Source organism: Undibacterium sp. FW305-107, assembly GCF_058788535.1.
This window is the reverse complement of record NZ_JBYTAV010000002.1, coordinates 410,281-431,875: the sequence shown is the minus strand read 5'-3', so window position 1 is coordinate 431,875 and position 21,595 is coordinate 410,281. Positions and strand designations below refer to the sequence as shown.

Here is a 21,595-nt window from a genome sequence, read left to right as displayed (position 1 = left end):
TTCTTGTGATTACCGTGCCAGATTCTCTTGCAGACCAGCTGGAAAATGCCCTGCCACAAACCCAATGCACCAAATGTGGCTACCCTGCCTGTCGCCCTTACGCTGAAGCCATGGCCAATGGCACAGCCAACCACAATCAATGCCCGCCAGGTGGTCAGGAGGGTGTAGTACGTCTTGCCAGCATACTGGGCAAAGCGGTCATTCCACTGGATATCGGCCATGGACTTGAGCGCGAAAGACCCGTCGCAAAGATAGAAGAAGCTTACTGCATAGGCTGCACACTATGCATACAGGCCTGCCCGGTCGATGCGATTATCGGTGCACCCAAACAAATGCATAGCATCATCAGTGAACTATGTACCGGCTGCGATCTTTGCGTTGCGCCTTGCCCTGTCGATTGCATCAGCATGCTACCCATCACCACAGGTAAAACTGGCTGGGATGCCTGGAGTCAGGCACAAGCAGATCAGTCACGCCAACTTTATGCATTGCGTAATCAGCGACTGATACGCGAAAAACAGGAGAATGATGATCGCCTGGCTACCAAGGCTGCGGCCAAGCTGATCGCAATGGAAACTGAACCTGCAATGAGTGCCGAAGAAATCGCCAGTAAAGAACGCAAGAAAGCCATCATTGCAGCAGCCATAGAAAGAGCGCGCATTAAAAAACTGCAAGCGCAATCCGAAGATAAAGCAGAAGGTGATAAAGAATGAATGCAGTAAAGCGTCAGGCCATTTTTGAACGTCTGCGACAACAAAACCCTCATCCAACCACTGAGCTGGAATACACAACGCCATTTGAATTATTAATTGCTGTCCTGTTGTCGGCACAGGCCACTGATGTGTCGGTGAACAAGGCTACCCGCCTGCTTTATCCGGTAGCCAACACGCCCAGGAAAATCCATGCTCTCGGTGTTGACGGGCTGATCCCTTACATACAGACCATAGGCCTGTTCCGTACCAAGGCCAAGAATGTCATTGAGACTTGCCGCATCCTGATGACTGAGCATAACAGTGAAGTGCCGCGCCAGCGCGAGGCACTGGAAGCCTTGCCGGGCGTAGGCAGGAAAACCGCCAATGTCGTCATGAATACAGCCTTTGGTGAAGCTACCATCGCTGTGGATACGCATATTTTCCGCGTATCGAACCGCACTGGCATTGCACCTGGCAAAAACGTCGATATCGTCGAACAAAAATTAATGAAATTTGTGCCTCAAGAATTCAAACAGGATGCACATCACTGGCTGATACTGCATGGCCGTTACACTTGCATCGCCAGGAAACCCAAGTGCTGGAATTGCATGATTGCCGATCTGTGTGAATTCAAGCAAAAAACACCCCTGCCTGAAACGGTCTGAGTAATCTAAGAAAACAGCAACACAAAAACAAAGCGCCTGCAAAAAAATTGCAGGCGCGTCTTGTTTTAACCTCAATGTTCAGATACTGAACAAGTTGATCAGACGATCTTGCAAGCCTCGTCAAAACTCAAACGGGGTGAACGTGGAAACAGTTGCTGCGCATCGCCATAACCCAGGTTGCAAATGAAGTTAACTTTGACGGTAGTACCGGCAAAAAATGCTGCATTGAGCTTGTCTGCGTCAAAACCTGACATAGGACCGCAATCCAGCCCTACTGCACGTGCGGCAAGCATGAAGTAAGCCCCCTGCAGGGACGAGTTACGGAAAGCCGTCGCATCGATGTTGGCCTGGTTGCCAGCAAACCATGAGCGGGCATCGGCATGCGGGAATAACTGTGGCAGTTTTTCGAAAAATTCCATGTCCATGCCTATGATGGCAGTTACTGGCGCAGTTTTGGTTTTTTCAAAGTTACCCTGGGAAACACAGCCCAGCAATTTTTGCTTTTCTGCATCCGACCTGACAAACACGATACGTGCCGGTGAACAATTGGCAGAAGTGGAACCCCACTTCATCAAGTCATATATTTCTTGCAATTGCGCATCAGAGACTGGCTTGTCCAGCCAGGCATTATGGGTACGTGCATTGGTAAACAAGGTGTCGAGAGCATCTTTGGATAACATGGGCTTCCTTTCAAATAATCGGTGGATAATAACCCAAGTCGCCAAAAGCTTCAGGGCAGCAAAAGAAAATACCTTTTACAATAGGCGCACTTTTTAATTTGGACTTGTTCATGTTCACCCCTAGCCAGCACGATGTACGCCGTTTTTTTTGTGAAACCCTCAGGAAAACCCGTGAAAACCTGATACTGACGCCACTAGAAATCATTGCCTCTGACTGGATCAGACAGCATCCTGAATATGAGCATGATCTGGCAGACATCGAGCAGGCTCTGCAAGCGAACTACAGCGTGGATCAGGGGCAAACCAATCCTTTTTTGCATTTGTCCATGCACTTATCAATAGCCGAACAAATCTCGGTCGACCAACCGCCTGGTATCAGACAGGCATTTCAGCTACTGGCCAGAAAACATCAGTCTGAGCACGAGGCACACCATGAAATCATGGAATGCCTGGGGGAAATGATCTGGAACTCACAAAGGACGGGGCTGCCGCCAGATGGGCAAGCTTATATCGAGTCGCTGAAGATGCGCTGCAGTTAAGCTGCAATTAAGCTGTTGCACAATAATAGGATTTGCAGACACATTTTCTGGTGGCACAAAGCAAAAAAGCGAGGCTGAGCCTCGCTTTTTTTGTGTGACAAGCAATTACTTCAGTTGATCGTTCAAGAGTTGCAAGATTTTATCTGCCACTGGTGAGGATTCAACCTTGCCATCGCTGCCATGTACAGATACCTGGCTGGTTTCGCCAGTGGTCGTGTTCTTGACCAGGATGCGGTATTTCTGTGCATTCTTGGCTGCATCGCTGGATGAACCGAACGAGAACAGGCGGGAGAAGAAGCCTTCGCTGGCCCCCTTGGTCTTGGCATCAATGTCCTGATCAACATAACGGACAAAGTACAAGCCCTGGGAACGGTCACGGTCTTCCACTGTAAAGCCTATGCGGTCCAGTGCCAGACCTACCCTGCGCCACGAACGGTCAAATGCCTCATCCACTTCAACAAAAGTTTTGCCATCGACCTTCAGCAATTGCGAGTGTGGCTTGCCTGGCGCGCTAGGTGTCGCCACTGCAGTCTTGGCTTTTTCACCATCTGTACCCAGGCGCACCATCAAGCGCGACAGGAACTCAGCTTCAAGGCCAGGGTCAGCCGCACGTGGCGTCCATACCGTACCATCTTTTTGCGCACCAACCAGTACTTCTTGCGCACCGCGATGGCTGATATAAATTTCTACCTCGCCATTTGCGCCACGCTCAAGACGGGTGCGGAATTTGTCACGCTCGCCTGTCGAATACAAAGAGTCAAGCACCTTGCCCAAAGTACTGCGGATAATATCCTGAGGGATTTTGGCGCGGTTTTCTGCCCAATCGGTTTCCATGACGCCAGCTTCCTGATTTTCTACATTGATCAGGAAACCCAGTTCTTGCCAAAAGTCTTTCAACTGTGGCCACAAGGCTTCAGGTGTGTCTTTGACTACCAGCCAGCGGGCATTGCCATTGCGTTCTATACGCATGTTCTGGACTTGCTTGGGCGCGACTACACCAGAATTGCTGGCGACTTTATTTCCTCTTTCCAGGTTATAGCTGGAGGCTGTAGCACTGCTTTTGTTTGCTTCAGGGATGGAAAAACGACTATCGCGTCGAATTTGCGTCAAATCTGGTGGCACCTCAAGGGATGCGGTCGTTGCCTTACTGGCGCTTCTATAGTCGATCCGGTTTGGTTCGAGAATATTGCCGATTGAACTACAGCCAGTCAAACCTGCCAGCGCCAATGCGCCTATGATGCCGTTTTTAGCAACAAAGCTTTTTGCCATGTGAAAGTCCCTACGTATTAGTATCAATTAAAACTGCGTGAAGCAAACGTGCAAGTTTCCAAGCCGTTCAGGGGAATCATTGTAATACACCAGCCTCACGCATCGCTGCGCGAACGGTTTCATGATATTGCTCAGCCATTGCCACCAAAGGCAGACGGATACCGCTTGGTATCAAACCCATTTCCACCATCGCCCATTTCACTGGCAACGGATTGGGCTCAATAAACAATTTATTGTGCAAAGGAATCATGCGGTTATTGATGGCAATGGCTTCCTTGGTATCACCACGCATGGCAGCTGCACACAATTCATGCATGGCTTTGGGAGCAACGTTGGCCGTGACCGAGATATTACCCTTGCCACCATACAACATCAGCGCCACTGCAGTTGCATCATCACCTGAATACACAGCGAAAGTAGCAGGAGCCAGACGTATCAAATCTGTGCCTCTGGCAATGTTACCCGTTGCATCCTTGACACCAATAATGCCAGGCACTTGTGCCAGGCGCAGTATAGTCTCATTCGACATATCTGCAACCGTACGGCCAGGTACATTGTACAAAATGATAGGGATATCAACGGACTCAGCAATCTTCTTGAAGTGCTGATACATGCCTTCCTGAGTAGGACGGTTGTAATAAGGAACGACTTGCAAAGAAGCATCGGCACCAGCCTGTTTGGCGAACTTGGTCAGGTTGATTGCTTCTTCTGTCGAATTACCACCGGAACCGGCAATGATAGGGATGCGTTTATTGGCATGTTCGACCGCTACACGTATTAATTCGCAATGTTCCTCAACAGAAACAGTGGGAGACTCACCTGTCGTGCCTACGATGACGATACCGTCTGTGCCTTCGGCGATATGCCAATCTATCAATTTGCGCAAACAAGGCAAATCAAGACTGCCATCTGCATGCATGGGGGTTACGATCGCAACCAGACTACCCTGAATCTTTGTCATGTTAATGCAAGAAAAAAGTAAAACCCTGATTGTAGCGGATACGCTGCTAATCGGGGCGCAAATAGCTGGAATAAGCCTCTAAACTTGTGAGCATTTGCTTCAAAGCTTATCCAAAACACTGATTTTTTCAGTTTTTCTGGCACAAATACGCTGCACCATGGCAGCTTTTGGTAGCCCGACATAGCCATCTTCGTAAGCAATGACAGACATAGTCACTTGGGGATTAGACTGCATTTGCGCCAGAAGTTCGCCCGGACGCAATAAAAAAGCAGGATTAGAGGGTTTACCAAAATTTTCATTACCGGCCGCGAAGGTTTCATAAATCAGCAGACCATCCGGTTTCAGACTGGCGAGCAAATGCGGAAATAATGGCCGGTGCAGGTAATTGCAGACGACGATAGCGGCGAAACTATGATCGGCAAAAGGCCAATCGTAGCCTGCATCACCAGCCTCAAGATCATGGAGTTGCGTCTTGATGCCAAGATCATTCAGCGCAGGAAACCCCTGCCCATCCCTGTCCAACCCATGAACAGGCAAGGCTAATGAATGTAAATAAAAACTATTTCTACCGCTACCACAAGCCAGATCCAGCACCGCCCCGCTCTGCGCCTGCAGCAAATGAGGAAATCGCTGCAACCATGAAGAAGGATTGGGACTTTGGTGAGTGACAGCCTCAGCCAATTTTACTTGCATCATCTGCCCCAATTCTCAAAACAAGAAACACCACGTGACCAACATACGCACTTGCGCAAACTGAATATTCAAGTCAAGAGCGCGATAAATGGTGATGCCAGCAACTGCAAAACATAGCCGCCCAATGTCATCACAGGAATCATCCAGTACTGCAATACCTGCAACAATGCCAAACCTATCAGAATAAAGAAACAGTAAGGTTCTATCTTCGCAAACTTGTAGGCCTGTGCATGAGGCAACAGGCTCAGCAAAATCTGCCCGCCAGCAAGCGGTGGTATCGGCAATAAATGAAAAGCAAACATGGCCAGGTTAGTCACAACGCCGGCACGCGCCATTTTTGCAAAAAAAGGCTCTTCCACAGCCAGAGCGACAAGTACGATGGACAACAGCATCCATGCAAATCCCATCAGCAAATTAACCGCTGGCCCAGACAGCGCTATCCATTTCAAGTTCTTTTTTGGATCGCGCAGCATGGAATAATTCAGAGGCATGGGCTTGGCGTAGCCAAACAGGAATGCGCCCTGGGTCACCAGATAAAGAACGACAGGAATGACCAGCGTTCCCATAGGATCAATATGCACCAGGGGATTAAAACTCAAGCGTCCTTGTGCCTGCGCCGTTGTATCGCCGAAATAGCGTGCCGCATAACCACGTGCAGCCTCATAAAGAGTAATGGCGAAAACGACAGGCAGTGCATAAACCAGAACGGTTTGTATTAGTTCATTCATGAATCAGCTCTAAGTGGTTACAAAGAAAAAAAATCTTATCCGTAGTGCTGCGGAACAAGCTTGTCACTTGTCCTTTGCAACTTAAAGACCAAAAAGAGCAATATCGCCACGCCCCTGGCGTACCAGTTCCGGGGCGCCACCAGTCATGTCAATCACGGTCGTCGGCACCAGGCTACAGGCCCCGCCATCAATGACCAGGTCAACCAGTTTTGCCAGTCTGTCCCTGACCTGTTCAGGATCAGTCAAAGGCTCTTCTTCTTCAGGCAAGATCAGTGTTGTGCCCAGCAAGGGTTGCTTCAACTCTTCCAGCAAGGCATGGGTAATGGAGTTTTCTGGCACGCGCAAGCCTATAGTCTTGCGTGAAGGATGACTAAGGCGACGCGGCACTTCCTTGGTCGCTTCCAGTATGAAAGTATATGGCCCAGGTGTCGCGGCTTTCAACATGCGGTACTGGCTATTGTCAACTTTGGCATAGAGTGCAATTTCTGACAGGTCGCGGCACAGCAAAGTGAGATGATGCTTTTCATCAACGCCACGGATTTTACGCAGGCGCGTGACTGCATCCTTATCGTCCAGATGACAAACCAGCGCATAGCAAGAATCCGTAGGCAAAGCAACGATGCCACCATTATCAATAATTTGCACTGCCTGCTTGATCAATCTCAGTTGCGGATTATCAGGATGAATTTGAAAAAATTGGCTCATAAAAGAATAAAGGCGGTAGCTCAGCTACCGCCGCATAATAATGACTAAAATTAACGCATGTTCTGTAGTGCGGCAATACGTTGTTCAAGTGGCGGATGCGAAGAGAACAAAGCACTCCAGCCCGGTGCATCACTTATGCCGGACGCCGCCATGGATTTTGGTAACTCGCCCGGTTGCAAACTACCTAGCCTGGCCAGCGCATGCATCATGGGCTGGCGGTTACCAAGTAAATTCGCCGAACCGGCATCTGCACGAAATTCACGCTGACGCGAAAACCAGGCAACGATCATCGACGCAGCAATTCCGAACAGGATTTCACATACGAACACCGTGATCATATAGCCTATACCCGGCCTGTCGTCATCACCATTGCGAAATACTGCTTTATCGACAGCATAACCTACCACTCGCGCCAGGAAAACGACAAAAGTATTCAGCACACCCTGTATCAAGGTCATGGTCACCATGTCGCCATTGGCGATATGCGCAACTTCATGACCGAGTACGGCTTCTACCTCCTCCCGCGTCATGCCTTCCAGCAAGCCGGTAGAAACAGCAACCAGCGCTGAATTTTTAAAAGCACCGGTGGCAAAGGCATTTGCCTCACCATTATATATCGCCACCTCAGGCATGCCGATACCGGCTCTCTCTGACAAGGCTTTGACAGTATTGACCAGCCACAGTTCAGTAGAGGTAGACGGAGATTCAATGACCCTGGCACCCGTTGACCATTTTGCCATAGGCTTACTGATCAGCAAGGAGAAAATAGCACCAGTAAAACCAACCACCAGAGAAAATGCCAACAGTGTCGACAATTGCAGGCCATTCGCGGTGAGATACCGGTTAACGCCCAACACGGACAGTACAACAGACATGACGGCGATAACCGCCAGATTTGTCAGCAAAAACAGGACTATACGTTTCATGAACACCTCCCACGGGAAATCACACGATTCATACTCTGTTAAATATGGCTTAGATCATCAATTTCAAGACAGAGACCACTGCTCCCACACTGGTTTAGCCATTTTAGGCAAGGCTGGCAAGCGACCTATATCCACCTCTGCATCTTGCGGGGAATGGAAGTCAGAACCACGTGAGGACAAGAAGCCATAATGAGCAGCAATCCTGGTGTACTCATCATACTGATCTACGGTATGGCTGCCTGTCACGGTTTCTATTGCCAGACCGCCAAGATTTTTGAATTCGGTAAAAAAGGCGTCGTATGCCAGCGGACTCAGGTCATAGCGCCCCGGATGCGCCACTACAGCCACGCCACCAGCGCCACGTATCCAGGCAACAGCTTCACCCAGCGTTGCCCAGCGATGCGGCACAAAACCAGGCTTGCCGTCAGCCAGATAATGCCTGAATACATCTGATACTGTTGCGCAAGCACCAATCTCGACCAGATAACGGGCAAAATGCGAGCGCGAAATGAGGTCAGGGTTGCCGACGTATTTGAGCGCACCTTCATAACTGTTTGCTATTCCAGCCTTGCTTAACAACTCCGCCGCCATGTCACGTGCACGACGTTCACGGCCCGAACGTGTTTGTGCCAGGCCATTGACCAGATCAGGATTGGTTTCATCGATATTCAGGCCGACGATATGGATGGTTTTGCCAGCCCAGGTGATAGAAATTTCAACGCCAGGTATATATCCCATGCCCAGATCAAGGGCAGCCGCACGCGCTTCCGGAATGCCGCGCACTTCGTCATGATCAGTCAGTGCCCAAACGTCTACACCATTCGCCTTGGCGCGTTCGGCCAATTGCGCAGGAGCCAGCACACCATCAGAGACGATGGAGTGACTATGCAGATCGGCATTTAATTCTGGAGATAACATGATGAATACTATGGAAAATCAGGCTGACGGTGTTCATTTTTTCCAGACTGCCTGTTTTAGCCAGGAATTACTTATACATGCACCGCCCTTCCCAAGCATTGTACTCCCCATGACAGGATCGTGCTGCACTGCACGATCCTATACTTGCTTGTCCCACTTAAAGCTTCATTTCTACCCGCAAAGTCCAGGTGGTATAGGTTTTGGAAGTGTTGTAATCAATATGATTAATACCACCGGTTGTCACGGCGCTGCTGGTCAGATAATCATTGGCACGCAGATTATTGGCAGACAGGCGCACCTGCAAGTTTGGATTGAATTTCCACAGACCATAAAAATCCAGCTGGCGCTTAATGCCTGTAGTGTTAACTTGCGTATCACTGCTTTGTATGACGTAAGCTGGCGTCCAGTTGATATTACCCCCAACTGTCAGCGGGATACCTGCAGGACGATAATCCAGGCCAAAATTCGCAGTTTGTGTTGGCTGCTGGTCAAGACGGTTATTCGGCCCTTGAATATCATCCACGCTGGACCAAAAACGACTGTAGTTGCTGCGTACATCGATAGCGGGCCCATCCGGGAAGAACTCCTGCAACTGGAATTTCGCTTCCAGCTCTATGCCTTTGGTAGTTGCATGACCAATATTGACAGGCGATGAAACCCAGCGCAAACCAGTGCTGGTATTTGTCAGCACAGTGCGCCTGCGTATCAGGTCATCAATATTACGCACAAAGAAATTGGCACTGACAATGCCTGCACGTGTCAAATAATGCTCGAAAGCCAGATCAATACCCTTGGACAATTCCGGTTTCAGGGATGGATTACCGGTACGATCAGGGCGCGTAGGGCTGTTTAAATTTGAAATACTGGGCAAAGCAATCAGGTCATTCAATGCTGGCGCACGATAACTTTGCGTCAGGCTGGCTCTGACCTGGTCCTTGCCCGCACCAGGAATGCGCCAGACACCATGCAGCACTGGGCTCCATACGCTACTGCTATTATCAATAACTCTGCCCGCAGACGTACTGCTGGTTTTAATGCCTTCCCATCGCAAACCTGCATAAGCAGAAAATTGCGGACTGATATCAAATTCATCCTGTGCAAAAACGGCCAGGCGACGGGTACTGGCATCGAGGTTATCACCAGATTCTGCAAACTGTGGCAAACCATTATCCAGTGATACCCGCGTCTGTGTACGCTTGCCAGCCTCCAGATCCCAGCCTGCCGCCAGAGTATGGCCTTCACCATAAGGCATGGTGAATTTACCGCCAGTATTGATGCTGCTATCACGGGTATTATTGACATCGCTAATGACATCAACCTGCTTGCCGTCTTTATCGAACTGATAGCGCAGTGAAGAACTATCCATCTTGCCAGCACCGCCACCGAACTTGATGTTCAGTTTGGAATTGTCTTCAAACTTATGCTGCCAGTTGCCAAAACCGCGCAGGAAAGTTGTTTCTGCATGAGTGGACGATGTCGCCAATGCGTAAGGCAAAGGAGCAATCAGTGTCGCCGAACGGAATATCTGATCCACCTCGCTCTGCCCGCTGGAATCGCTACGCGAATTCATCAGGAAGGGCTGCATCGTCAAGGTGTCGCCATTCTCAAATTTATAATTAAAGCGCGGCGTTAAATGTATGCCAGTAGTCTTGCGATTGGTTTGATCCTGTTGATTCTGTATCAAAGCATCATTGCCAGCAGGATCTTTTTCAGAAGTAAATGTACGTCCATCATCATGCTGGCGATTCTGAAATACCGAACCACTCAAGGCATAGGACAAACTACCAATTTCGCCAGGCATAGTCAGCGATATATTTGGTGCCAGCCTGCCCTGTTCATAGCCCAGGGAGAATTTCAAATCCACATCTTTTTGCTTGTATTCTTCGCGCAAGACAATATTGATGGTACCTGCAACGGCCTGGGTACTATATTCGGCAACAGTACCCCGGATAATTTCTATGCGCTCAACCTGATCTGGCGTCAGGCTGTCCATGGAAAAACCACGGGGCGCCCTTTCACCATTTAGCAATATCTGGGTATAACCGTTACCCATGCCGCGCATGCGTATATCACCACCACGCCCGGGGCGTCCGCCTACGGTCACACCTGGCAAACGTTTGAGTACCTCACCAAGACTGCTGTCACCATTCCTGTCCAGCTCTTCTCTGCCAAAAATAATCTTGGCAGCAGTAGATTGACGGCGCTCTTCCTGGTCAGTGCGGCCACCACTGATGGTAACTTTCTGTATAGTGTCTTTGACAGCGGGCGCATCTGCTTTTTTATCACCCGCTTTGGCTTTGACCTTGGCGTCCTGAGTATTTTCTTCAGTGGTTTTAGGGGACTCAGGAGTAGTCGTCTGCGCATAAGCAAACGTGGTGACCGAGAAAACACTGGCAACAGCCAGTGTCAGGGTACGCAATCTAAATTTTGGATACATAGGCTTCAAACAAGAAAATACAAAACTGCATGAACACAGGCTAAGCCCATGTTCTCATGTCGAGATTGTATTTTTAAGCAAGCTTGAATACCAGCAAAGACTGGTTCATATTTGTATAGAATTGAAACAGCGACTCGTATTGGTTACTTTGTGATACCAGACAAGAGTTACGGTTAATTCAATTCTTACGGAAACGCCATAGCGCAATTGCACCGAAAACAGCAGCAAAAGCCAGTTGCACACCGACTGCCGGCAAAGCGGCCTCCAAACCCAGACCGCGCCAGGTCATGGCATCCAGGCCATCCACGGCCCAGCGTGTAGGCACGATCAACGTCAGGCTCTGCAACCATTGTGGAAACATGAAAGAAGGCATCCAGGCACCGCTGAGCATGACCATGATCAAGGTCGCGAATACGGAAATACCACGCGCTGCTTCAGGTGTTTTCCCGAAGGCGGCAATCAGCAAACCAAAGCTGGCCGTCATCAGTGAAAAAGAAATCACGACACCTATGAATCCGGGCAAGCTTCCCGCTATATGCACATTAAATACAAAAACAGCGGCCAGGAAAATAAAACACATGAGACCGCAGGCAATCAAGGCACATGACAGCGCCCGGGCAATCAACACAGTATTCAAGCCAACAGGTGCTGCCAATAATCGATTCCACAATCCCAGCCGCCTGGCCAGGAGTATGCCTATACCAGCGTCAATCGCCATGAAGAGAATAAATTGCACACTCATACCAGCAAATGAATGCGCATAGCCATTGTATTTATTGGTGACGGGATCACCCGCTGTCATGGCCTGATCTTTAGTGACGAAGGGCATGCTCAATCCTGTGTTTGCCGCAGAAGCAGACGAACTTGCTGCACTTGCATCTTTATCCGACTGCTGGCTAAGCTGAAATTTTTTCACACTACCGAGCAAGTCGAGCAACTCCCCTTTATTTTTATTGGCATCCCCCATCTTTTCCAGGTCTCGCAAAGATTGGTCAATAAAGGTCGTTCCGGTCTTGCCACCAAACATTTCAGCACTGACACTTTGCATGACTTGTTGCGTCAACATGCCCTTGACCATGGCCAGCACAGCTGTTTGTGAAGGATCGTAGAAAATGTCCAGCTCTGGCTTTTCCCTGCCACCAAACAGTGCGCCACCAGCACGCTCACCAAATTTCTCAGGTATCAGCACAGCCACACTCAACTTCCCCTTCAATACCAGGGTCCTGGCTTCCTCCAATGGCAATTCCTTGACTGATAAAGTGGGCTCGTCTTTTAAACCCTTGAGTATTTTTTGACTGATGACATGGTCATCCTGGCTGACCACTGCAATTTCTATCTTGGCTGCATCTTTCGTCTCCCTGCCGCCAGTGACAAATCCAAAGAACGCGCCCAGCAAGATGGGCATCACCAGATTAAGCAATAAGGCACGGCGATCAGCCAGAAAAAGAATCAGGTCTTTTCTAATCAGTGCGATCAAGGCAGTCATTATTATTCCTCAGTATTTCGCATGCGTATGGATCGGGTTTCAAGAGTAAATCAAGAATAAAATCAGTCGCGCAAACTGCGCCCGGTCAGTGTCAGAAATACCGCTTCCAGATTGGTCTTCGCGGTCGCAAAATGATTGGTTTTGTAACCGGTTTTTGCCAACCAGGCAAGTAAGCCAAACGCTACCTCATGCTCTGTCAATGTCACATCCAGATGCTTGCCCTGGTCTGACATGTGCACGCTATCCACACCTGGCAAAACACTCAGGGCAGCGACATCTACCTCAGTGATTGGTGCATCCAAATCCAGTTGCAATGCTGCCTTTGCAGGCAGGCGACGGTATAAATCTGCCGGCGTTTCATTGGCGATGACTTTGCCATGGTCAATAATGACAATGTGATCAGCCAGACGCTCAACCTCTTCCATATAATGACTGGTATAGATCAGTGTACGGCCTTGTGCCTTGAGTACATCCAGACTGTCAAAAATCGCATTGCGACTTTGTGGATCAACACCAACAGTAGGTTCATCCAAGATCAATAATTCAGGATCGTGTAAAAGTGCGGCGGCGATATTCAGGCGACGCTTCATACCACCTGAAAAAGTAGAAGGCTTGTCACTTGCCCTGTCAGTCAGGTTAACCAGCTCAAGTACCGCATCGCAGCGCTGTTGCAATTTGCTGCCAGAGAGTCCGTACAAGGCACCAAACAACTTCAGATTTTCTCTTGCAGGCAATTCGTCATACAGCGCCAGATCTTGCGGCACCAATCCAATTTTGAATTTGACAGCATTATTGCCTGCGCCCATGGGCTGGCCGTCCAGCAATACCTTACCCTGTTCCGGCTGCAATAATCCGCAGATTATACTGACCGTGGTTGACTTACCTGCCCCATTTGGGCCCAGCAACCCCAGGGTTTGCCCACGCTCAATAGAAAATGACACATTATCAACTACCTTGCGTGCGCCATAAGATTTGGTCAAATTCTGTACATCCAGCAGCATGCTAGCCATGGGATTTGCCTTATTGGAGAGCAATTGAGAACAATTTGAAGAACCAGTGTCAGCAATGGTAATTCATACAATGCTTTTTCAGCAAACAAGAATCTTGGCTATGCGCGAGATTGCAACAGATATGGCCACAGATGATACCAAATGCACAAAAAAAGCCTGCACACTTTAAGCGTACAGGCCTTTTGCACTCAACCAACTGGCTCTATAGCCAGCTCTTATTCATTCATCAGTCAGCGCGATCTGCCAGATTCAGGTTCAGTTGCGAACGCAGCAAGTCTTCAGTATCCGGACGTGGGCTATTGCGCGCTGTTTCCAGCTTGTCGAGATAGCCTGATGTGACGTCGCCTGTAATGTAAAAACCATCAAAGCAGGAAGCTTCTATGTTTTTCAACATGGGATTAACATCGGAAATTGAACGCTTCATCGCCGCCACATCCTGGTACACCAGGGCATCGGCAGTGATTTCGCGGCACACTTCTTCTTCGCTACGGCCATAGGCGATCAATTCACTACGGGTAGGCATATCGATACCATACACGTTAGGGAATTGCACTGGTGGTGCAGCAGAAGCAAAAATCACGCGCCTGGCACCAGATTCACGTGCCATTTGCACGATTTCGCGACTGGTAGTGCCGCGGACGATGGAATCATCAACCAGCAAGACGCTCTTGCCCTTGAATTCAGAACCGATAGCATTCAGCTTTTGGCGTACAGATTTACGACGTACAGCCTGGCCTGGCATCATAAAAGTACGGCCAATATAGCGGTTCTTGATAAAGCCTTCGCGATAATCCAGATTCAGTTTCTGCGCCAGCTCCATCGCCGATGGACGGGAAGAATCAGGGATAGGCATGACGACATCAATTTCACCATCGCGGAATTGATTGCGCACTTTCTCGGCCAGATATTCACCCATTTTCAGGCGAGTCAAGTAGACCGAAGCGCCATCGATGATGGAATCAGGACGGGCCAGATACACATATTCAAATGCGCAAGGATTCAGGCTAGGATTATCTGCACATTGTTGGGTATGCAGTTTGCCGTCCATATCGACGAACAAGGCTTCGCCCGGCTCTACGTCACGCAGGAACTTGAAACCCAGGCCTTCAAGCGCAACTGATTCACTGGCGATCATGTATTCAGCGCCGTTTTCGGTTTGTGAAACACCGACACACAAAGGACGGATACCAAACGGGTCACGGAAAGCCAGCAAGCCATAACCAGAGATTTGTGCAACGACGGCATACGAACCACGCACACGCCTGTGCAGCATGGCGACGGCACGAAACAGACCTTCAGGATCAAGTGAATAGCCGCTGGTGACTTCCTGTATCTGATGCGCGAGGATATTGAGCAAGACTTCAGAGTCAGAATCAGTATTCAAATGACGACGGTCATTCTTGAACAACTCTATTTTCAACTCAACTGCATTGGTCAGGTTACCGTTATGTGCCAGCACGATACCAAATGGTGCATTCACATAAAACGGTTGCGCTTCTTCTTCACTGGTTGAACCGGCAGTTGGATAACGTACCTGGCCGATACCAACATTCCCAGGCAGGGAACGCATATTGCGGGTACGGAATACGTCGCGCACCAGGCCATTCGCTTTATGCATGGCGAACTTATTACCATGATTTGTCGCGATACCAGCTGCGTCCTGACCGCGGTGCTGCAACAACAGCAGCGCGTCATAAATCAATTGATTGACAGGATTATTTGAGAATACGCCTACGATGCCACACATGGTGGACTCCTAAAAAAAACAATTAAAACTTTACATGCTCCGAAACCGAGACTGGCAACAACGGGATCACCGTGCGCGCTGCAGTTTCTGCAAGGGGGCTAAGCCACGCATGGGTCCAGAATGGCTGTTGCGGTATGGAAGTCATACCGCACACCAGCACGGCAGCCAGCACCAGTATGCAACCACGCGCCAGACCAAACAGACCACCCAAACCACGATCTGCCAATGTCAGGCCACTAGCCTTGATCATGGCATCAACCGCCATCATGATCAGCGCCATCAACAGGCGCACACCGATAAACAGGGCGATAAAGGCAACGATCAGGCGCAGCATCTGGCCAGGCACCATGGATGGCAACCAGGTCGCCAATACATCACTATAGGCATTGGCAACCACAAATGCGACCACCCAGCTGACGAGTGACAAAATTTCTTTAATTAAACCGCGCAAGGTGCTGATCACGATGGAACAGATCAGGATCAGCAGCACGAGATAATCAAACAATGTCACGCCAGATATTCCTTACTCATTTAGTTAGGTGGCAGGCTGGCACTCAGGCCCAGCTTGCTTAATTTGGCGCGCATTTTATCTGCCTCTTCTTTGGAAGCAAAGGGGCCTACCCTGATTCTTGTCACTTCACCATTCGTGGTGATGATCTTTTGTGTATATGAACGTATATTCGCGGCATTCAGCTTGGCCTGCACTTCATCCACTTTGGATTGCGTGGAAAACGCACCAGCCTGCACCGTGTAAGATGATTTTTCTGTCGGTTTGTCTGCAGTTTCAGGTTTGCTGACGACAGGCTTGGCGACTGGCGGCGCTTTGCCTTCCAATATGGCCAGCGCGCGCGCTGCCTCATCGTCTGCGTTGCCGGGTTTGGCGACGACGGGTTTTACTTCACTTTTAGCAGGTTTGGCTTCAGCTTTAGCCTCATTTTTTGCCGTCGCGACATCCTTCTCCACAGGTTTGGCGGGAGTTTGCGCTGGTTTAACCTCAACTTTTGGTTCAGGCTTGGTTTCTGTTTTTACTACAGGTTTAGTTTCTGTTTTTACTTCAGGCTTGACTGGCTTGACCGTTGCTGGTGCAGTCTGGGCTAGCGTAGTACCTCCCGCAGTAGCCATCGGCTTGACCTGCCTGTCAGCACCATCAGTTGCTGCCACTTTGTTTTTTGGCGCAGCTGGTACTTCTATTATTTCTTCAGGTGGCTCATCCGGCGCCTGTTTTTTTGATTTTGGTGCAACGGTATCGGCATTGATATCCGGTGCTTTGTCCTTGGACGGAATACGGATGTTGATATCGTCCGCCAAAGGTTTAGGGTCAGAATCAAGAATCATAGGCAGACCGATGATGGCAGCCAGCGCCAGCGCAACTGCACCTATCAGACGACGTCTGGCGCGTTTTTTTTCTGGCAATATGGGATCGTCGACCTTGGAGCGCCTTCTGGGCTCGGCCTTTTTGGTCCTGGAACGAGTTTCGATACTCTCTTCTTCAGCGCGGGAACGGAATTCACCGCTATCCTGAGTATCGGAAGTTTCTTGCTTCTGTGTAAAACGCGAGAGCAAACCCATGTGCAAATTTCTGGTTGGTTAGCCAACTGGTCTATCAACATAATCGTCAACAAACCAGTTCGCAAAAAACATCAATGGAGTGCCGAACGACGGGCGCGCATCACACCTGCCACCGTCAGAAAGGATCCAAAGACCACTATTCTATCATTTTCGCCCGCCTTGCTGATGGCGGCCGCATACGCCTGCTCTGGCGTATCAAAACTGGTGACGGTTTTCTCTGTATCTGCCAGCACGCCAGCGGCGACCAATTTGTCTTTCAAGACCTCAACTGGGGCCGCTCGCGGCAAAGGCAAGGCCGAGACGCACCAGTGGTCCACTTTATCTTTCAATTGTGCAATGACGCCATCAATATCCTTGTCCAGCATGGAACCAAATACCGCATAGGTATAGGCATGAAAACCCATATTATCGAGATTTTGCGCCAGGGTAGCGGCTGCGTGCGGATTATGTGCCACATCCAGCACCACGGTAGGGCGACCTGGCATGACCTGGAAACGGCCGGGCAGATCCACCATCACCAGGCCGGTACGCACTTCTTGCGCGCCCACCGGCAGTTCAAGTTTCAAGGCTTCCAGCGCGGCCAGTACAGCAGACGCATTCAGGAGCTGGTTGGCTCCTCGCAGACTGGGGTAACCAAGAGAATTGCGGCGCTGGCTGCGGCCAGCAAAATTCCATTGCTGTTTATCACCGTTATAATTGAAATCACGGCCAAACAGCCACAAATCAGCACCTATGGCTTGCGCGTGATCAATCAAGGATTGAGGCGGCAAAGGATCACCACAAATAGCTGCCTTACCCGGACGGAAGATGCCGGCTTTTTCAAAGCCTATCTTTTCGCGGGTATCGCCCAGGTAATCTACGTGATCGATATCAATGCTGGTAACAATGGAGACATCGGCATCAATAACATTCACGGCATCCAGACGACCACCGAGGCCAACTTCGAGGATAACCACATCAAGCTTGGCATCAGCCAGCAATTTGCAGATTGCCAGGGTAGTAAATTCAAAATAGGTCAGCGAAATATCGCCACGCGCCTCTTCAACGGCATTGAAGCTAGAAATGAAAACATCATCCTTCACCATCTCGCCATTAATGCGGGCGCGCTCATTGAAGTCGAGGAAATGTGGCTTGCTATACAAACCAACACGGTAACCGGCTTGCATTAACACCGCTTCCAGCATGGCACAGGTAGAACCCTTGCCATTCGTGCCCGCCACCATGATGACGGGGCAATCATAGTGAATGGACAGTTTGTTTTTGACCGCAGCAACACGATCCAGACCCATATCAATTTCTTTGGAATGACGGGTTTCAAGTACGGCCAGCCAGTCAGCCAGGGTGGCAGGTAAATTTGTCATAAGATAAAAAAAGCCCGAACAAAATGCTTCGGGCTTATTGGATATTCATTATAAATCAGGAGGAGACAGCTTCAGCAGGCTGGTTTTGCAACAAGGCCAGCAAACGCGCAATCTCTTCACGCATCTTGCGACGGTCAACAATCATGTCAATTGCGCCTTTTTGCAGCAGGAATTCAGAACGCTGGAAGCCTTCTGGCAATTTTTCACGCACAGTATTTTCAATCACGCGCGGACCAGCAAAGCCGATCAAAGCCTTGGGCTCGGCAATCACCACATCACCCAGGAAGGCGAAAGAAGCAGATACACCACCCATGGTTGGGTCAGTCAGCACCGAAATGAAAGGCAGTTTCTTTTCAGATAATTTAGTCAGCATGGACGTGGTTTTTGCCATCTGCATCAGGGACAACAAGCCCTCTTGCATACGTGCGCCACCGGTAGCAGTAAAGCAAATGAAAGGTACTTTTTGCTCCAGCGCAGCTTGCGCGCCACGCACGAACCGTTCGCCAACAACAGAACCCATGGAACCGCCCATGAACTCGAATTCAAAACAAGCAGCAACGACAGGCACCGCCATGATGGAACCACCCATGACAATCAGGGCGTCGGTTTCACCGGTAGTTTCCAATGCATCTTTCAGACGATCGGGGTATTTTTTGCTGTCTTTGAATTTCAGTGTATCGATAGGCAAGACTTCCTGGCCGATTTCATAACGGCCACCTGCATCGAGCAAGGCATCCAGGCGTTCACGTGCACCTATGCGCAAATGATGGCTGCATTTGGGGCAAACATGGATATTGGCTTCCAGATCAGAACGGTAAAGCACCGCTTCGCAAGAGGGACACTTGACCCACAAACCTTCAGGAATCGACTTACGATTTGCAGATTCCGAGCGTTGTATGCGCGGTGGTAACAGTTTTTCTAACCAACTCATGTTTTCTCCTTATGGCCGCCAGGCTGTTTTTTTAACAACCTGGCATCAGGTTCATTCTGGTAAAAGAACCAGTCAGGCGCGTATTTTACTCGTCCAAAGCCTGTCTGACACCAGAAATAAAGCTTTTCACTGCAGCAACAGCGTTTTCACGCGGGGTATTTTCCAGTTCCTGAATGATGCGCGAGCCTATTACCACTGCATCCGACACTGTGGAAATGGCTCTTGCCGTCGCCCCGTCACGTATGCCAAAGCCCACGCCTACCGGGATTTTGACATGCTTCCTGATACGCGGGATCATCGTGGCAACCGCATCCAGATCCAATGCACCAGAACCGGTAACACCCTTCAGTGACACATAATAGACATAACCACTGGCAATTTTACCAACTTGCGCAATACGCTCATCAGTCGATGTCGGTGCCAGCAAGAAAATGGTATCCATACCCTGTTGCTGCATTTTACTTGCAAATTCTTCACATTCTTCCGGCGGGTAATCCACTACCAGCACGCCATCCACCCCAACTTCAGCTGCCTTGGCAATGAATGCATCCTGGCCCATGCGCTCTATAGGGTTGGCATACCCCATGAGCACAACTGGTGTCTTTTGATTACTTTGCCGGAATTCGCGGACGAATTGTAATACATCCCGCAAGCCAACTCCAAATTGCAGGGCTCTTTCAGAAGCGCGTTGAATGACGGGGCCATCTGCCATGGGGTCAGAAAATGGTACGCCCAGCTCGATAATATCGGCTCCACCTTCGACCAGGGCATGCATCAAAGGCACAGTTAATTCAGGCGCAGGATCACCTGCGGTGATGAAAGGGATCAAACCTTTTTTATTACTGGCCGCCAAAGCAACCATAGTATTTTGAATTCTTGACATCTTGTCGGTCCTCATTTGATGCGCTATCAACAATGTGATGGCATCAATCTAAATTCTTGATAGGAAAAACATACAGGCAGCATCTCTCTATGGATGTGCCTGTATGTCATTGCGCATTGGCGAATCAGAACTTCAACCCTGCCCGCTCTGCCACAGTATGCATATCCTTGTCGCCACGGCCAGACAGATTTGCCAGGACGATTCTGTCCTTAGGCAAAGTCGCTGCGAGCTTGGCGGCATAAGCAAGAGCGTGACTGGACTCCAGCGCAGGGATAATGCCTTCAATGCGACAGCAATCATGAAAAGCCTTGAGCGCCTCATCATCGGTAATCGTCACGTACTGCGCACGGCCACTTTCCTTCAACCATGCGTGCTCAGGGCCTACGCCCGGGTAATCCAGACCCGCTGAGACAGAATGGGTTTCTATGACCTGGCCATTCTCATCCTGCAACAAATAAGTACGGTTACCATGCAGTACGCCAGGTGAGCCTGCTGTTAGCGAAGCAGAATGCTTGCCGCTGTCCAGGCCCTCGCCTGCAGCCTCAACACCGATGAGCCTTACTTGCTGATGATCTATGTAAGGATAAAAAATACCCATGGCATTCGAGCCACCGCCTACGCAAGCCACGACATGGTCTGGCTGACGTCCGGTTTGCTCAGGCATCTGCCATAAGCATTCCTCACCGATGACAGACTGAAAGTCCCTGACCATCATAGGGTAAGGATGTGGCCCAGCCACCGTGCCTATGATGTAAAAAGTATTGTCGACATTCGCCACCCAGTCACGCATGGCTTCATTGAGTGCATCTTTCAATGTCTTGGAACCAGATTCCACCGGCACTACGGTAGCTCCCAGCAACTTCATGCGATACACATTTTGCGCCTGGCGCTTGACGTCTTCCGACCCCATGTAGACCACGCATTCGAGTCCAAAACGGGCGCAGATGGTGGCAGTAGCAACGCCATGCTGACCGGCACCTGTTTCAGCAATCACACGTGGCTTGCCCATGCGCTTGGCCAGCAAAGCCTGGCCGATGACATTATTGATCTTGTGAGCACCGGTATGATTCAAGTCTTCACGCTTGAAATAGATTTGCGCCCCACCCATCAGATCAGACCAGCGTTTGGCGTGATACACAGGCGATGGGCGACCGACAAAGTATTTTAATTCATTGCGAAACTCTTCCAGAAATTCAGCATCGTGCTGGAACTTGGCATAGGCTTCTTTAAGTTCAGTCAAAGCATGAGTCAGCGTTTCCGACACAAAAGTGCCACCGAACTGACCAAAATGCCCGCGTGAATCGGGTAAGTGATATTGGGCTGACTGGTAAATTGCCTGACCGGCGATAGACTGACGCTCAAACTGAGCATCCAAAGACTGGAGTTCTTTCATTT

21 protein-coding genes are annotated in these 21,595 nt (G+C 49.7%); 3 read left to right on the top strand and 18 right to left on the bottom strand.

The window, feature by feature from the left end; genetic code table 11:
- Positions 1-14 precede the first annotated feature (14 nt).
- Entirely contained in the window at positions 15-713 is a 699-nt protein-coding gene (rsxB, locus tag AC3WQT_RS06065; protein WP_492702892.1) for an electron transport complex subunit RsxB, read from the top strand.
- Positions 710-1,357 (top strand): endonuclease III, encoded by a 648-nt coding sequence (gene nth, locus AC3WQT_RS06060; RefSeq protein WP_492702891.1) that lies wholly within the window; start codon positions 710-712, stop codon positions 1,355-1,357. The genes rsxB and nth overlap by 4 nt, the downstream gene beginning before the upstream one ends.
- Positions 1,358-1,455: 98 nt before the next feature.
- Here the strand turns inward: nth and AC3WQT_RS06055 are convergent, their stop codons facing one another.
- Complete coding sequence (locus AC3WQT_RS06055; protein WP_492702890.1) at positions 1,456-2,037, bottom strand: malonic semialdehyde reductase; 582 nt, start codon at positions 2,035-2,037, stop codon at positions 1,456-1,458.
- Between the two features lie 110 nt (positions 2,038-2,147).
- On the opposite strand from AC3WQT_RS06055, the gene AC3WQT_RS06050 reads away from it, so the two are divergent.
- Positions 2,148-2,576 carry a DUF1841 family protein gene (locus AC3WQT_RS06050; protein ID WP_492702889.1) on the top strand — a complete coding sequence of 143 codons (429 nt, stop codon included), beginning with the start codon at positions 2,148-2,150 and terminating at the stop codon, positions 2,574-2,576.
- Positions 2,577-2,681: 105 nt separating this feature from the next.
- Here AC3WQT_RS06050 and bamC read toward each other — a convergent pair whose 3' ends face one another.
- The 17 genes from bamC to trpB form a co-directional block, all read right to left on the bottom strand.
- On the bottom strand, positions 2,682-3,845 hold the full coding sequence (gene bamC / locus AC3WQT_RS06045) for an NlpB/DapX family lipoprotein (protein ID WP_492702888.1): 1,164 nt from the start codon (positions 3,843-3,845) through the stop codon (positions 2,682-2,684).
- A gap of 76 nt (positions 3,846-3,921) precedes the next feature.
- Entirely contained in the window at positions 3,922-4,806 is an 885-nt protein-coding gene (gene dapA, locus AC3WQT_RS06040; protein ID WP_492702887.1) for a 4-hydroxy-tetrahydrodipicolinate synthase, read from the bottom strand.
- A 99-nt stretch (positions 4,807-4,905) separates the two neighbouring features.
- Positions 4,906-5,502 (bottom strand): class I SAM-dependent methyltransferase, encoded by a 597-nt coding sequence (locus AC3WQT_RS06035; RefSeq protein WP_492702886.1) that lies wholly within the window; start codon positions 5,500-5,502, stop codon positions 4,906-4,908.
- Between the two features lie 65 nt (positions 5,503-5,567).
- Positions 5,568-6,227 carry a site-2 protease family protein gene (locus tag AC3WQT_RS06030; protein ID WP_492702885.1) on the bottom strand — a complete coding sequence of 220 codons (660 nt, stop codon included), beginning with the start codon at positions 6,225-6,227 and terminating at the stop codon, positions 5,568-5,570.
- A gap of 81 nt (positions 6,228-6,308) precedes the next feature.
- A complete protein-coding gene (locus AC3WQT_RS06025; protein ID WP_492702884.1) occupies positions 6,309-6,932 on the bottom strand; it encodes an L-threonylcarbamoyladenylate synthase in 624 nt (207 codons plus the stop codon).
- Between the two features lie 50 nt (positions 6,933-6,982).
- Entirely contained in the window at positions 6,983-7,858 is an 876-nt protein-coding gene (htpX, locus tag AC3WQT_RS06020; protein WP_492702883.1) for a protease HtpX, read from the bottom strand.
- A 63-nt stretch (positions 7,859-7,921) separates the two neighbouring features.
- The gene (locus AC3WQT_RS06015) at positions 7,922-8,776 is read right to left on the bottom strand and encodes a 3',5'-nucleoside bisphosphate phosphatase (protein WP_492702882.1); all 855 of its coding nucleotides are present in this window, start codon (positions 8,774-8,776) and stop codon (positions 7,922-7,924) included.
- A 157-nt stretch (positions 8,777-8,933) separates the two neighbouring features.
- On the bottom strand, positions 8,934-11,213 hold the full coding sequence (locus tag AC3WQT_RS06010; RefSeq protein ID WP_492702881.1) for a TonB-dependent receptor plug domain-containing protein: 2,280 nt from the start codon (positions 11,211-11,213) through the stop codon (positions 8,934-8,936).
- A gap of 178 nt (positions 11,214-11,391) precedes the next feature.
- Positions 11,392-12,699 (bottom strand): ABC transporter permease, encoded by a 1,308-nt coding sequence (locus AC3WQT_RS06005; protein WP_492702880.1) that lies wholly within the window; start codon positions 12,697-12,699, stop codon positions 11,392-11,394.
- Between the two features lie 62 nt (positions 12,700-12,761).
- Positions 12,762-13,709 (bottom strand): ABC transporter ATP-binding protein, encoded by a 948-nt coding sequence (locus AC3WQT_RS06000; protein ID WP_492702879.1) that lies wholly within the window; start codon positions 13,707-13,709, stop codon positions 12,762-12,764.
- Positions 13,710-13,935: 226 nt separating this feature from the next.
- Positions 13,936-15,456: an amidophosphoribosyltransferase gene (gene purF, locus AC3WQT_RS05995; protein WP_492702878.1), complete on the bottom strand. Its 1,521-nt coding sequence runs from the start codon at positions 15,454-15,456 to the stop codon at positions 13,936-13,938.
- Positions 15,457-15,478: 22 nt separating this feature from the next.
- Positions 15,479-15,967, bottom strand: coding sequence for a CvpA family protein (locus tag AC3WQT_RS05990; RefSeq protein ID WP_492702877.1), 489 nt, complete (start codon positions 15,965-15,967; stop codon positions 15,479-15,481).
- A 20-nt stretch (positions 15,968-15,987) separates the two neighbouring features.
- Positions 15,988-17,025, bottom strand: coding sequence for an SPOR domain-containing protein (locus AC3WQT_RS05985; protein ID WP_492702876.1), 1,038 nt, complete (start codon positions 17,023-17,025; stop codon positions 15,988-15,990).
- A 71-nt stretch (positions 17,026-17,096) separates the two neighbouring features.
- Complete coding sequence (gene folC / locus AC3WQT_RS05980; RefSeq protein WP_492702875.1) at positions 17,097-18,386, bottom strand: bifunctional tetrahydrofolate synthase/dihydrofolate synthase; 1,290 nt, start codon at positions 18,384-18,386, stop codon at positions 17,097-17,099.
- A gap of 55 nt (positions 18,387-18,441) precedes the next feature.
- Positions 18,442-19,317, bottom strand: a complete 876-nt coding sequence (accD, locus tag AC3WQT_RS05975) for an acetyl-CoA carboxylase, carboxyltransferase subunit beta (protein WP_492702874.1) — start codon at positions 19,315-19,317, stop codon at positions 18,442-18,444.
- Between the two features lie 85 nt (positions 19,318-19,402).
- Positions 19,403-20,200, bottom strand: a complete 798-nt coding sequence (gene trpA / locus AC3WQT_RS05970; RefSeq protein WP_492702873.1) for a tryptophan synthase subunit alpha — start codon at positions 20,198-20,200, stop codon at positions 19,403-19,405.
- 124 nt (positions 20,201-20,324) lie between these two features.
- Entirely contained in the window at positions 20,325-21,593 is a 1,269-nt protein-coding gene (gene trpB, locus AC3WQT_RS05965; protein WP_492702872.1) for a tryptophan synthase subunit beta, read from the bottom strand.
- Between the last annotated feature and the right edge of the window lie 2 nt (positions 21,594-21,595).